General features: G+C 48.3%; 12 protein-coding genes. All 12 read right to left on the minus strand.

What is annotated here, in order from left to right; genetic code table 11:
• Window position 1: 1 nt before the first annotated feature.
• Window positions 2–613, minus strand: coding sequence for a Holliday junction branch migration protein RuvA (ruvA, locus tag PH235_RS01765; protein WP_272160752.1), 612 nt, complete (start codon window positions 611–613; stop codon window positions 2–4).
• A gap of 169 nt (window positions 614–782) precedes the next feature.
• Window positions 783–1208 carry a peptide-methionine (R)-S-oxide reductase MsrB gene (gene msrB / locus PH235_RS01770; protein WP_086628073.1) on the minus strand — a complete coding sequence of 142 codons (426 nt, stop codon included), beginning with the start codon at window positions 1206–1208 and terminating at the stop codon, window positions 783–785.
• Window positions 1209–1315: 107 nt separating this feature from the next.
• A complete protein-coding gene (locus PH235_RS01775; RefSeq protein WP_272160753.1) occupies window positions 1316–1921 on the minus strand; it encodes a DUF937 domain-containing protein in 606 nt (201 codons plus the stop codon).
• A gap of 74 nt (window positions 1922–1995) precedes the next feature.
• On the minus strand, window positions 1996–4026 hold the full coding sequence (mutL, locus tag PH235_RS01780; RefSeq protein WP_272160754.1) for a DNA mismatch repair endonuclease MutL: 2031 nt from the start codon (window positions 4024–4026) through the stop codon (window positions 1996–1998).
• A 5-nt stretch (window positions 4027–4031) separates the two neighbouring features.
• The gene (gene mutS, locus PH235_RS01785) at window positions 4032–6626 is read right to left on the minus strand and encodes a DNA mismatch repair protein MutS (RefSeq protein ID WP_272160755.1); all 2595 of its coding nucleotides are present in this window, start codon (window positions 6624–6626) and stop codon (window positions 4032–4034) included.
• 33 nt (window positions 6627–6659) lie between these two features.
• The gene (locus tag PH235_RS01790) at window positions 6660–7034 is read right to left on the minus strand and encodes a YlbF family regulator (protein ID WP_272160756.1); all 375 of its coding nucleotides are present in this window, start codon (window positions 7032–7034) and stop codon (window positions 6660–6662) included.
• Window positions 7031–7837, minus strand: a complete 807-nt coding sequence (locus PH235_RS01795) for a TIGR00282 family metallophosphoesterase (RefSeq protein WP_272160757.1) — start codon at window positions 7835–7837, stop codon at window positions 7031–7033. The genes PH235_RS01790 and PH235_RS01795 overlap by 4 nt, the downstream gene beginning before the upstream one ends.
• 141 nt (window positions 7838–7978) lie before the next feature.
• Complete coding sequence (rny, locus tag PH235_RS01800) at window positions 7979–9538, minus strand: ribonuclease Y (protein WP_086628079.1); 1560 nt, start codon at window positions 9536–9538, stop codon at window positions 7979–7981.
• A 241-nt stretch (window positions 9539–9779) separates the two neighbouring features.
• Window positions 9780–10850, minus strand: a complete 1071-nt coding sequence (gene recA / locus PH235_RS01805) for a recombinase RecA (RefSeq protein ID WP_086628080.1) — start codon at window positions 10848–10850, stop codon at window positions 9780–9782.
• Window positions 10851–10954: 104 nt separating this feature from the next.
• Entirely contained in the window at window positions 10955–12211 is a 1257-nt protein-coding gene (locus PH235_RS01810) for a competence/damage-inducible protein A (protein WP_272160758.1), read from the minus strand.
• Window positions 12212–12363: 152 nt separating this feature from the next.
• Window positions 12364–12942 (minus strand): CDP-diacylglycerol--glycerol-3-phosphate 3-phosphatidyltransferase, encoded by a 579-nt coding sequence (pgsA, locus tag PH235_RS01815; RefSeq protein WP_272160759.1) that lies wholly within the window; start codon window positions 12940–12942, stop codon window positions 12364–12366.
• Between the two features lie 29 nt (window positions 12943–12971).
• Window positions 12972–13847, minus strand: a complete 876-nt coding sequence (locus PH235_RS01820) for a helix-turn-helix domain-containing protein (RefSeq protein WP_272160760.1) — start codon at window positions 13845–13847, stop codon at window positions 12972–12974.
• Window positions 13848–13860 lie beyond the last annotated feature (13 nt).

Genomic DNA, 13860 nt, shown 5'->3' on the forward strand with positions numbered 1-13860 from the left:
ATCACCCTTTTAAAAGTAGCTTGAATGCCGTACGAAGCACTTCTTCGGCACTGGAATAGTTTTCTTTTTCCAATAGCGGCAGTATTTTCTTCACTTCACGGTCCGAATATCCCAGCCCGGCCAAAGCCTCCAATGCTTCCGTCAAGACAGCGGACTGTGCGCCAGCGGTTTCGTGGGCCGGATGTTCTTCCATCCAATACGTATCGGGCAGCAATTCGCCGAGTTTGCCTTTCAAGTCCAAGATGATCTGCGAGGCTGTCTTTTTGCCCACACCCGGGAATTTCACCAAATACCCCACATTATCCGTTTCGATCGCTTGGATCAGGCCCAGATGATCATCGCTCGCCAATATCGACAAGCCGCTTTTCGGTCCGATTCCGGAGACGCTGATCAGTTTCAAATACAACTGCTTTTCCGTGTAGTCCTTGAAACCGAACAGTGTGATCGCATCTTCGCGGACCGCCTGATAGATGTAAAACGTTATCTCCTGGTTCAGGCTTCCGGAAAACCGGAAAGGATTCGCCACCTGCAACTGGTAGCCAATTCCACCGTTCTCCAACACTACATAGAGCGGCCCCACATAGACTAATTTACCTTTTATATATTCGTACATCATTTGGCTCCTACTCTTCATTTCCTGATTGTCATTCATTTTCTATCATAACATAAAACGGAACGGAAATGACAGCTGTTGCGTCATCTTCTGTGCGGGAACATTCGTTTGGTAGGCGCAAGCAGCAAAAAGTCCCAGGACCGGTAGCCATGGGACTTTCCTTTGTTGCTTATTCGAATAATTGTTTGTATTCAGAGTAGCCTTCCGCATCCAATTGATCGTAAGGGACGAAGCGCATCGCTGCCGAATTGATGCAATAGCGCAGACCACCCAACTCTGCTGGGCCGTCCTCAAAAACATGCCCCAGGTGGGAGTCGCCTTGAGGGCTGCGGACTTCTGTGCGTTTGCGCATCAACTTGCGGTCTTCCAGCTCTTTCAGTGTGGAAATCGGTTTTGCAAAAGAAGGCCACCCGCAGCCGGCATCGTACTTGTCGGCTGAACTGAACAGCGGCTCTCCGCTCACGACATCCACATAGATGCCTTTTTCATAAAAATCATCGTACTCGCCGGAAAAAGGTCTCTCCGTAGCTTCGTTCTGTGTCACTTCATATTGTAAAGGCGTCAGGCGCTTTAATTGTTCCTCTTTATTGTCCATCGTGATGTCAGACCCCTTTCTTTTCATTGCTCCAGTATATCAAAAAATACAAAAAAGCAGAACAAAAAAGTCTTGTTCTGCTTCGATCGCGTTCCATCAGGATTGTATCAGAATAGGTTCCCCAAAATGCTTCCCAGAATGCCGCCCAATCCGCCCGTTGTTGCTGGCGTAGTCGTTCCGGACTGCTTAGGGAAAAGATCGGTTATGTCGAAATTTTTCGTGGCTGCTTCTTCAGCTTGTTTGGAAAAGATGTCGGTCTGTTTGGCTACACCGTCGGAATCCAAGCCATCAGCATCCTTTTTGTCCGCCAACATGCCCAGAATCATCGGCGCCATGGAAGCCAAAACCTTGGAAACCTCGGATTTGCTGATGCCTGTTTGGGCAGCAATCTGATCCACGACCTTATCTTTGTCACCGAAGGCATGATCCAATATTTTATCGCCATCATCCGTATCGGCTTTCTTGACCACATCTTCGATCGAGGATACGTCTTTGGTCTGACCTTTGTGTTTTTCCAATGCATTTGATAAGGAATCTTTCCCTGCTTTTGACTCTGCGTTTTTGCTTAATGCCCGAAGGATCAAGGGAATTGCAACGACAGCCAATTTCGGCAAAATGCTTGCATCAACGCCCGTTTTGCTGCCCAAGGCCTGGATCGAACTTTCTTTGTTCAGCTCGCCCATCATTTCGGAAATGTCATTGATTTGCACCATTTTTTCCACTCCTATCTGTTATTTAACTATCCTGATTTTACAATAAATAAGCAGAAATAAGAAATGATACGCTTTCAGTGCGGGTCCTGGATCCGTTTGAACATCTTTTCCATATCCTGGTTGGAGAATTGAATCAGCACCGGCCGGCCGTGCGGGCAATTGTAGGGATTATCCGTTTGGGCAAGATCGACCAACAGTTGGCGCGCTTCTTTGTCGCTGAGGAAATGATTCGCCTTGATCGAGCGCTTGCAGCTCATCATGATGGCCGTTGCTTCCCGAAGCTTTTTGATGGAGATATCGCCTTCAGCCAAAAACATCTCCACCAGTTCCTTCAGAATGTCTTCCTCCTCACCCGGAGTGAACCAGGCAGGATGCTTTTCAACGATGAAACTGTTCTGGCCGAATGGTTCCAGGAACAGGCCCATCGATTCCAGCGCCTCCCGATTTTCCTGGATCAACTGGAATTCATTCGCCGGATAATCCAGCATGATCGGTATCAACAAACCTTGGAGATCGGTGGAAACCTTGCCGATTTCTTCACGGTAGTATTCATATTTGATGCGTTCCTGGGCAGCATGCTGGTCTATGATGTAGAGGCCATTTTCGTTCTGCGCGAACAGGTAAGTGCCGTGCATCTGGCCGAAAAAGTGCAACTCCGGGAAAGGCCGCTTGCTCGCCGGTCCCTTCTCTGCCTCCGCTTCGACTTTCTGGACGGTTTTCATGATCGGTTCTTCATGTGCAGCCGGATTTTTTGGTTCGCTGGACAGGTAAGGCGCGCTTGGTTCATTACGGTCCTGTTTTGGCTGGTCACTGAACGGAACAGCGTAAACTTCTTGTTCTTCACTTGGAAGGGGAAGGTATTCACGAGGTTCTGTCTCTGCGGAATCTGTAAAGGGCTTTATGTGTTCGTCGTTTTCATTGTGGGCCGGCCCGTTGTTCCATGCTGTCTCCAAAGAGCGGAAATCCTCATTTTCGCTTGTCGCCGGCAGCTTCGTTTCCGTTTCTTGCACGAGCTCTTGATCGAAGGGCCGGAAAGAGACGCTCAATTGCTCGGTCCGGACCGGTTCAGCCGGACTTTGGCGTTTGAATTTCAGATTTTCGATGCCGCTCGGGATGCGTTCTTCCGTCCGCAAAACAGCAGCGATTGCGCTTTGGATCAATTCCCCAAGCTCTTTTTCTTTGCTGATTCTGACTTCTTTTTTCGAAGGGTGGACATTCACATCCAACAGCAGGGAATCCGCATCCATAACGATGACGGCGAGCGGATACCTTCCGACCATCAGCTTGGATCCATAGCCATCGATGATGGCTTTGTTCAGGGCGTAATTTTTTATGAAACGCCCGTTCAGTATCAAGGTGATGTAGTTGCGGCTTGCCCGCGTCGTGTCCGGCAAGCTGATGTAGCCCTTCACTTTGAAGTCCAGATTTTCGTTCTCGATCAGTTTCATCTTCTTGGCGGTCAGTGTCCCGTAGACGCCCGCGATGGTCTGGCGCAGGTCGCCGTTGCCAGCCGTATGCAGAAGTTGGTTGCCTTCATGATGCAAACGGAAAGCGATCTCCGGATGGCTCAAGGCGATCCGGTTCATGATGTCGGTGATGTTCGACAATTCAGTCTGCAGGGAACGGATGTATTTCAGCCGGGCTGGCGTGTTGTAGAAAAGGTCTTCGACGATGATCGTCGTCCCTTTGCGGGATTTGTTCGGCCTTTCCTCTCCGATGACGCCGCCTTTTATCGACAAGTAGGTGCCGCTTTGATCAGCGACAGCCGTTTCGATCGAAACTTTGGCGACGGAAGCGATACTGGGCAAAGCTTCACCCCGAAACCCCAGCGAGTGGATGCGGAAAAGATCATCCTGCGTGTAGATTTTGCTGGTCGCGTGCCGCGTAAAGGCAAGTTTCACCTCGTCCGCCGCGATGCCGTCGCCGTTGTCGGTGACCTGCACCTTTTTTAATCCCGCCTCCTCGATGAAGACATCGATCTGCGTACTGTTCGCATCGATCGCATTCTCCACCAATTCCTTAACGACCGATGCCGGGCGTTCGATCACTTCACCGGCAGCGATTTGGTTCGTCAATATTTGGGAAAGCTCCCTGATTTTGGCCATCGTTCTCACCTACTTTTTTGCGATTTCAGCAACTTCTTCCAACTGTCTATCATCAGCATGGCTTGCATCGGTGTGCAATCCTCCAGCGCCAGGTCCGACAACTCATCCAGTATGTGCTTCTCGTTCGGGTGCATCGCGCTTTCCTGGAACAGCGCCAATTGTTCGACCGTATCATCCGGAACTGACGCGTCCGCCCCCGCATGCAGCACGTGCTGTTCATTCAATGAATTCAGGATGACTTGCGCCTCGGCGATCAATTCATGCGGCATTCCGGCCAATTTGGCCACATGCAGGCCGTAGCTTTTGTCCGCAGGTCCCTGCATCAGTTTATGCAGAAACACCAATTCTCCGTCTTTTTCGATTGCCCCTACATGGACATTTTTTGTCCCCGCCAAATCGGCTTCGAGTTGGGTCAACTCATGGTAATGCGTCGAAAACAGTGTCTTGCCTTTGATTGTGCGATCGATGTAACGCAGGATCGCTTCGGCCAAGGCCATGCCGTCATACGTTGCTGTCCCCCTGCCGATTTCGTCGAATAAGATCAGACTCTTATCGGTGGCGAATCGCAGCGCTTGGTTCGTTTCGACCATTTCGACCATGAATGTGCTCTGACCGGAATAGAGGTCATCAGCCGCGCCTATGCGGGTAAATATTTGGTCAAAGATAGGCAAATGGGCTTTCTCGGCCGGTACAAAGCAACCCATTTGGGCCAGGATGACAATCAGGGCAACCTGACGCATGTAGGTGCTCTTGCCTGACATATTCGGCCCGGTGATCAGCAGGATATGGTTGTCCTTGTCCATTGAAATGCTGTTTGGCACAAATTTATCTTTGCCGATGACGCGTTCCACAACCGGATGGCGCCCTTCTTTGATGGACAGATTGCGGTCGCTGTTGCTCAATTCGGGCTTGGAAAAATGATAGGCTTCGCTGACGTGGGCGAACGACTGCAGGACATCGATCTCCGCCACCAGTTTGGCAAGTGCCTGCAACTGTCGGCTGTATCCTTTTATCTCTTCCCGCAAGGCGACAAACAGCTCATGCTCCAATTCGACAGACTTTTCCTCAGCCTCCAAAATAAGCGTCTCTTTCTCCTTCAATGCAGGCGTGACGAAACGTTCCGCATTGGCGAGCGTTTGTTTGCGCTCATACGTGCCTTCAGGCAGCGCTGCAAGGTTCGCCTTCGTCACTTCTATGTAATAGCCAAAAATGCGGTTGTAGCCGATTTTCAGCGTTTTGATGCCGGTCTTTTCTCTTTCCTCTTTTTGCAGCATCGCTATCCAAAGCTTCCCGTTGTTCATCGCATCGCGGTAGCGATCCAATTGCTCATGGTAGCCGTCGCGGATGATGTTGCCTTCCGTGATCTGGATAGGCGGATTATCCGTGATCGCCCGCTCGATCAGTTCGATGACATCGGGGTATGCTTCCAACTTGTCGATGACATCCTGCCAAACATCCGGTTCGTCGATTGCAGCGATGGCTTGGACCAATCCTGGAATCTGCTGCAGAGAGGTTTTCAGCTGGATCAGATCGCGCCCGTTGACATTGCCTAGCGATACTCTGGCGACCAAACGTTCCAGATCATAAACCGATGTCAACGCGTCGTTGATGTCCATCCGTTCAAAGTAGTGGTTGACCAGCGACTCCACTTTCCGCTGCCTTTCGAGTATGTCGCTCAGGTTGATCAGCGGCTTTTCAAGCCACTGTTTCAGCATGCGCCCGCCCATAGCCGTTTTGGTTTCATCCAGCGTCCACAGCAGGCTGCCTTTTTTCTGCTGCGTCCGGATGGATGCGGACAACTCGAGGTTGCGCCGCGCATAGGTATCCATCTTCAGGAAAGCGTCCGTTTGATAGGCGACGGCTTTCTGAAGGTGGGACAGGCTGCGCTTCTGGGTATCCGAAAGGTAGCTCAACAACAGGACAAGTACATCTTTTTCCGACTGTTGCGGCAATTCCGCAACCAGATCGTGGAAGTCCGTTTCCGGAATCAGTTTCGCCTGAATGGAAACCAGGATTCCGAAATGTTTTTCCAACTTTTCCGTCAGACCGTCAGCTGTTTTTGAGTCCAGGACGATTTCTTTGAAAGGCAATGTCTGGAGCTCGTTGAATACGGCGTCTTCGTTGGTCAGGAGGGTGACTTTCAGCTCCCCCGTTCCGATATCGACATATCCCAGCGCATAACCGCCTGTTTCGTTCCGGAGGACACTCGCCAAATAATTATTTGTCTTGCTCTCGCTGCCGTTCTCATTCAGAAATGTTCCGGGCGTAATGACCCGCACGACTTCCCGCCGCACCATGCCTTTCGTTAGCTTGGCATCCTCCATCTGTTCGCAAACGGCGACCTTGTGCCCCATTTCCACGAGTCTCCGGATGTATTCCGCTGCAGCATGATAGGGAACCCCGCACATCGGGATCGGCTCATCGGCGTTTTTGTTGCGGCTCGTCAGCGTGATTTCCAGTAATTTTGCGGCCTTCATGGCATCATCATGGAACAATTCATAGAAATCGCCCAAGCGGTAGAACAAAAACGCATCCGGATACTGTTCTTTTATGGATAAGTATTGCTCCATCATGGGCGTATTTTTAGTCTTCTGTGGCATTCTTTCACCTCAATTAATAGATCTCTTCAGTCCTCATGCTTCATCTTTTTCGATAGCGTCATCGACGCCGCGTTGGATGATGCTGATGACATTCTCCAATAGTTCGTTGGCATCCCATAAAGCTTCGCGGTATTGTTGGACCGCTATGCTGTCCTTCAATTGCTTGTTCAGCTCCGCTAATTCAGCGGCTATTTTTTCTGCCGCTGCCGGCTTAGCGTAATGTTCAAAAGCCGCGGCTTCTTTTTGCTTGCTTTTGATGGTTTCGACCAATTGTTCCAACGCCCGATTGTCTTTTGTGTTTTCTTCGGCCTCTTGATAGCGGACGATCACTTCATTTTTTTTCAGCGTTTCGATCAGTCTGTTCAATTCTGCTTCTGCCGGGCCTTCGATAGGCAGTTCTTGGGTCAATAGAATTCCCCTCCAAATGGGCGATCTTCATTGATCACGATGTTCTCGATTTTTACGCACTTACCGGTCTGATCATTGATTTCAATATAGCACCCGGAAAGCAATTTCCTGCCTTTTTCGGGCACTTCATGCCGAATCGGCATTTGCGTCAGAAATTTCTGGATAATGATCTCTTTTTCGACGCCTAAGATGCTGTCATAAGCCCCGGTCATTCCGGCATCCGTCAGATAGCCTGTCCCGTCCGGCAAGATACGCGCATCATTTGTCTGTACATGCGTATGCGTACCGACCACAGCAGAAACGCGCCCATCCAAATACCAGCCCATCGCTTGTTTTTCGCTGGTCGTTTCGGCATGGAAATCGACAAAGATGCAATTCGTTTCTTTCCGTACCTGCTCCAGTATTTCATCCGCTTTGCGGAAAGGGTCATCCAGACTGTTCATGAAGACACGTCCGTGCAGGTTCACCACAGCCAATTTCAGTTGGTTCACTTTTATGATCGTCCAACCGATGCCAGGAGTCCCTTCCGGGAAATTAGCCGGACGGATCATCTTATTGGCCGTTCCGATGAATTCGAATATGTCACGGTTATCCCACGTATGGTTCCCCATGGTGATGACATCAACACCGGTCTGCAAAAATTCTTTGTAAATTTTTTCCGTTATGCCTCTGCCGCCAGCCGCATTTTCTCCGTTCACAATGGTCACTTGCGGACGGTAATGTTTCTTCAGTTGTGGGAGTGTATCCTGCAGCATCTGTCTGCCGATTGAACCTACGACATCCCCAATAAATAATACTTTCATCTTCAGCCTCTTCTCTAAATTCTAGTCTTTTTATAGTAACATATTTTGTCTGTTTAGATAAGCCGTTGCAACCTTGCCATCTCCCGGGATATCCATAAAAAGCAAAAAACGGGACAATAGCATGTCCCGTTTGGTATTTCATTATTTGGCATATTCAATTACTCTTGTTTCGCGTATAACCGTAACCTTGATGTGTCCCGGATAATCTAGTTCTTCTTCGATTTTCTTTCTAATCTCACGAGCTACACGAATAGCTTGAGAATCGTCAAGTTGGTCTGGCTTGACCATGACGCGGATCTCTCTTCCTGCTTGGATAGCAAAACTGCTTGCTACGCCTTCGAAACTGTTCGAAATTGCTTCCAGTTTCTCCAAACGGCGGATGTAGTTTTCCAGAGATTCACTTCTTGCGCCCGGACGAGCAGCAGATAAAGCGTCAGCAGATGCGACCAATACTGATATGATTGAGTTTGCTTCGACATCGCCATGATGTGAGGCAATTGCATTGATGACAACCGGATTTTCTTTGTATTTCTGGGCGATTTCTGCGCCGATTTCAACGTGTGAACCCTCTATTTCATGATCGAGAGCTTTTCCGATGTCATGCAACAGACCTGCACGTTTGGCCAGATTGATGTCTTCGCCTAGTTCCCCAGCCATTACGCCGCAAAGTTTTGCGACTTCGATGCTGTGGTTCAGGACATTTTGTCCATAACTAGTGCGGAAATGCAGACGTCCCAAAATTTTAATCAGATCAGGATGCAAAGAATGGATGCCAACTTCAAAAGTTGCTTGTTCGCCGATTTCTCTTATGCGTTCATCCATATCCTTACGGGCTTTCTCAACTGCTTCCTCAATTCTTGCAGGATGGATACGTCCATCTTGAATTAATTTCTCCAAAGCCATTTTCGCAATTTCTCTTCGGATAGGATCAAATCCGCTTAAAACGACAGCTTCTGGCGTATCATCGATGATCAGGTCAATACCTGTCAAGGTTTCCAAAGTCCGAATGTTTCTTCCTTCGCGGCCAATGATCCGGCCTTTCATGTCATCATTAGGCAGTGTAACAACTGAAACTGTTGCTTCCGAAACTAGATCGGCTGCACTTCTTTGAATCGCCTGCAGGATAATGTTTTTCGCATTACGATCTGCTTCATCTTTCGCTTTTTGGTCGGATTCTCTGATCATGACCGCAATTTCATGCGAAAGTTGATTTTCCGTTTCGTCCATGATGATGTTTCTTGCATCTTCACGTGATAAGGTAGCGATTCTTTCCAGTTCATGTTGTTGCTCTTCCACCAATGCTTGAATGCGATTTTCCTCAGAAACTAAAGCGTTTTGTCTTTTGACAAGATTATCCTCTTTTGACTCGATAGATTGTTCACGTTTCGAAAGACTGGTATCTTTTCTATCCAAATTTTCTTCTCTTTGGATCAATCGATTTTCTTGTTTTTGAACCTCACCGCGTCGTTCGCGCAATTCATCTTCTATTTCTGAGCGGTATTTGTGGTTCTCATCCTTCGCCTCTAACATAGCTTCTCTTTTTGTTGTTTCTGCTTCTTTACGAGCATCTTCAAGAATTTGGGAAGCGGTATTTTTGGCACCAGCTATTTCTTTTTCGTGATTCGATTTTCGATATAAATATCCGACAACGACACCAAAAATTAAAGCTATGATAGCGAAGGCTAAAGTCCATATATCCATAGTTTCACCTCCGTATCTATTTAATTTTGTTGTCAAAAAAAATGAATAAAAATTAGTTTTACAATGTGCAGAATGAAGCGATACACATAAATTCATTCTAAACGTAGAATACTGACATGTCAACGATAAAACGGTAACATAACCAAAATACATTCAAACCTGTTTCTATATTGCCCTTTTTTCCGCTTTTGAAAAAAGAAAGAGGCCCGGATTTTGGTCCCGGCCTCTTGAAAAATTTTTTTTACTCGTCCAACAGATCGACCGATTCAACCGGCTCGTTTTTTTCTTTTTCTTTTGCCTCTACCGCTTTTTTATCGCCTATGCCGTATTCGTCACGGACAAGCTTCTCGATTTCAGCTCTCATCTCTGGATGCTCAGTCAGGAATTTTTTTGCATTTTCGCGGCCTTGGCCGATGCGTTCCCCTTTGTAGGCATACCAAGCGCCACTCTTGTTGACGATATCCTTCTCTGAAGCCATATCGATGATTTCGCCGACTTGGGAAATGCCTTCCCCGTACATGATGTCCACTTCAGCTGTCCTGAATGGCGGCGCAACCTTGTTTTTTACTACTTTGATTTTTGTGCGGTTACCCATGATCTCTGTTCCGCTCTTGATCTGTTCCGCTCTTCTGACTTCCAGACGGATAGTAGCGTAAAATTTAAGCGCTCTTCCTCCTGGTGTCGTTTCCGGATTCCCGAACATGATGCCGATTTTCTCACGGACTTGGTTGATGAAGATTGCGATCGTTTTTGTTTTGTTGATCGATCCGGACAGTTTCCGTAAAGCTTGGGACATCAGACGTGCCTGCAGACCCATATGGGAGTCTCCCATTTCGCCTTCTATTTCGGCACGCGGTACCAATGCGGCAACCGAGTCGATGACCACGATGTCGACAGCCCCTGATGAAACCAAAGCATCAGCTATTTCCAGGCCTTGCTCACCTGTATCCGGTTGGGAAAGCAACAATTCGTCGATATCCACACCCAAAGCTGCAGCATATTTTGGATCCAAAGCATGTTCAGCATCGATGAAGGCAGCAACGCCGCCCTTTTTTTGCACTTCGGCAATCGCATGGAGCGCAACGGTTGTTTTACCTGATGATTCAGGACCGTACACTTCGATGATACGGCCTCTCGGATAACCGCCTACGCCCAATGCAACATCAAGAGCCAACGAACCGCTTGGTACAGTGGATATTTGCGTGTCCACCTTTTCGCCAAGTTTCATGACGGAACCTTTACCATAATTTCTTTCTATCTTTTTCAGAGCCTCATCCAAGGCTTTTTGTCTATTTTCATTTAAATTAGCCATCAATTGTTTCCTCCAAGCTTTCATTTACATGCATTAACACCACAACGTAATACTATCCTTTTCCGGACAAAAAAGCAAGAATAAAGTGAACAGATGTTCGTTTTTTATTTTTCAAAATCAGAATCCATCAAATACCGCCGAATCATATCAAACCCCTGCATGACTGCCTGTTCCCTGTTCCCGAGGCGATCGCGGGAAAATCGGAAGCCTTGGACTGCGGTGGGTCCATTTTTTTTGCTAAGGGCAATCCAGACCGTCCCGGCTGGTTTGTTCTCCAGTTGATCAGGTCCGGCAACGCCCGTGAAAGAAATGGCCAACTGAGTATCAAACAGTTCCCGCGCACGTTCCGCCATCGCCACCGCGCACTCTGGGCTGACCATTCCGTAAGTCTCGAGAATGTGTTCCGGAACGCCAAGGACCTGTTGCTTAGCGCCTTCTTGGTAAGAAACGATGCCGCCCGCGAAGACCTCGCTTATGCCGGGAACCTTGACAAGTTCGGCTTGAAAAAGCCCTCCGGTCAAACTTTCAGCCGCACTGATGGTTCTTTTGTCCTTCAACAATTTCTTCCCTACCACTTCGGCAAGGCTGGATTCGTCGCCGTCGCCGTAATAATATTCCCCGACGAGCGCTAATATTTCCGCTTTTTTTTCATCCAATAGCTGTCCGCAGATCGCCTCTGTTGCAGCGTTTGCCGTGAGCCTCAAGGTCACTTCGTATTTCCCGGCATATGGGGCTACCGTCGGGTTGGTCTGATTGCGGATCAGTTCCTCCAACACCGTTGTCAAGGTAGATTCGCCGATTCCGAAAAAGCGGAGCGTCTTCGATGAGATGACTTGCTGATCTTCATACTTGCTGGAAAGGAACGGCTTCACAAATTGCAGGAACATCTGCTCAAGTTCTCTTGGCGGTCCCGGCAGCAGCAAATAACCTTTTCCGTCCTTTTCGGTGTAGGTGCCTAACGCTTGTCCAATCGGGTTCGGGAAGACAATACCGCCCTTGAACACTAAAGCTTGAAGCTCATTGTTTGCCGTCATGCTCCTTCCCGAACGGTCGAACCATTGCCGGATATGCGCCAATCCCGCTTCATCCATGACAAGCTTTTCCTCGAGGTGCGCGGCCACGGTCTGTTTGGTCAAGTCATCCTGGGTGGGTCCGAGACCTCCTGTAAAAATCAACAGGTCGCTTCGTGATTCCGCTATTTTAATCACATCTTTTATTTTTCCGGGATTATCACCGACAACCGTTTGAAAATAGGAGTCTATGCCCAAACCGGTCAATTCCTTGGCGATGAAAGCCGCATCCGAATTCACTATTTGCCCCATCAACAATTCCGTTCCGACTGAAATGATTTCTGCGTTCATATTTAATCCCTCACATCCATAGTATTCGCTCAAACAAAACAAAAAATTCAACAGCATAAAAAAGATAAAGAAAAAGAAGGGCACAAAAGAATCGCGTTTCCTTTTGTTCGGATCGCAACCTGATGCAACCCAGCCCTTCTTATTTATAAAAACTACATAGATCCGACAAAAACGTGTTTATTCTTGACGAAATAATCCACCCCTGAGTAGATGGTGAAAATTAAGCAAAGATACAGCATGATGTCCGCAACCGGGATGCCGGTTGCCTGAAAAGGAAAGTTATCCACGAACAACAAAATGATGGCTACCATTTGTGTCGCTGTTTTGATTTTCCCCGGCCACGCTGCTGCCATGACTTCGCCTTCCTTCACAAGCAAGAGGCGCAAGCCTGTGACCGCCAACTCCCGACTGATGATGATGCTGACGACCCACGATGGAGCCAAACCTTGGCCGACAAGCACGATCAAGGCAGTGGCGACAAGCATCTTATCCGCCAATGGATCAGCAAATTTCCCGAAGTTGGTGACCAAGCCATCCCTTCTGGCGATGTAACCATCCAGCCAATCCGTAAAACTGGCGATGGCAAAAATGATGGCTCCGACAAGTTGATTGACGGCAATCTGTGATTGGGCAACCGCAAGCGTCCCCCAATCGAAAGGAACCAAGGTGATGATCATGAACAACGGAATCATCATAATCCGCAATGCTGTCAATTTATTAGGTAAATTCAACTTCTGCAACTCCTTTAATGTACCCTGCCTTATTCTACACCTCTGACGGTAAAGGATAAGGTTTGGGTCTGAATCTCTTGATGATCGGCTGGCATCGCGACAACTGTGCCATCCAGCTCGATGATTGTTGCCGGCATCACGCCGACTACCACTTCGATCTCGCTTGTGTTCAACGGTAGAGTGACCGTCAACGGGTTTTCACTGCCCACGATGCCGGAAGGCTCTTGGACGATTCCGTTCACGCTTACGCTGATCCAGGAACTGCCTCCTGCCACCGCCGAGATTTTCAACTCTGATGGCAACGACAAACTGGCGACGTCATATTCCGCATAACCATCGGCAGATGAGACCAAAGTCACCTGCGCTGTTTGTTCTGCTACAACGGCACTTTCTGCCTGCTCTGAGCCGCTGGAAACCGTCGCTTGCGATGCCATAGTCGTCTGGCTGATGTTCGAAGCCACTTCGATCTGAACCTGCTCATCGTCATCATTCAATGTAGCCCTCCAGACCACAAGTACGATGGCAATTACCGACACAGCCAACAGAAAAGTAGGCAACTGGCTCTGGACGGAGCCGCCATAATTAAAATTCGTCCTTTTTGAAGCTCTTTTAGTCTCGGAGCGACTGGGAGAAAAAGAACCGGAATCCTCCGCTTGGCTGCTCCCATGTATTTCCGGAATCACACTTGCATGATCCCCCAACAAGCGGTCGCCATCCAAGCCCACAGTATCAGCATACTGCTTGATGAAGGCACGAACATAGAAATTGCCCGGCATAATCTCAAAATCGCCTTCTTCTATCGCAATCAAATACCGCTTCTGTATTTTAGTCATCTGCTGTAGATCATCCAATGTGTATCCTTTGGAAAGTCTAGCGCTTTTTAGGATTTCCCCAATTTGAACCATATCTTCACCTGCC

It is taken from the genome of Trichococcus sp. K1Tr, from assembly GCF_028309625.1.
Lineage (GTDB): Bacteria > Bacillota > Bacilli > Lactobacillales > Aerococcaceae > Trichococcus.

Bases quoted from the DNA above. Each gene is read 5' to 3' on its own strand.
- PH235_RS01810 (WP_272160758.1), bottom strand. From the start codon at position 12,211: ATGAACGCAGAAATCATTTCAGTCGGAACGGAATTGTTGATGGGGCAA.
- PH235_RS01820 (WP_272160760.1), bottom strand. From the start codon at position 13,847: ATGGTTCAAATTGGGGAAATCCTAAAAAGCGCTAGACTTTCCAAAGGA.
- recA (WP_086628080.1), bottom strand. From the start codon at position 10,850: ATGGCTAATTTAAATGAAAATAGACAAAAAGCCTTGGATGAGGCTCTG.
- PH235_RS01775 (WP_272160753.1), bottom strand. From the start codon at position 1,921: ATGGTGCAAATCAATGACATTTCCGAAATGATGGGCGAGCTGAACAAA.
- rny (WP_086628079.1), bottom strand. From the start codon at position 9,538: ATGGATATATGGACTTTAGCCTTCGCTATCATAGCTTTAATTTTTGGT.
- mutS (WP_272160755.1), bottom strand. From the start codon at position 6,626: ATGCCACAGAAGACTAAAAATACGCCCATGATGGAGCAATACTTATCC.
- ruvA (WP_272160752.1), bottom strand. From the start codon at position 613: ATGTACGAATATATAAAAGGTAAATTAGTCTATGTGGGGCCGCTCTAT.
- msrB (WP_086628073.1), bottom strand. From the start codon at position 1,208: ATGGACAATAAAGAGGAACAATTAAAGCGCCTGACGCCTTTACAATAT.
- mutL (WP_272160754.1), bottom strand. From the start codon at position 4,026: ATGGCCAAAATCAGGGAGCTTTCCCAAATATTGACGAACCAAATCGCT.
- PH235_RS01795 (WP_272160757.1), bottom strand. From the start codon at position 7,837: ATGAAAGTATTATTTATTGGGGATGTCGTAGGTTCAATCGGCAGACAG.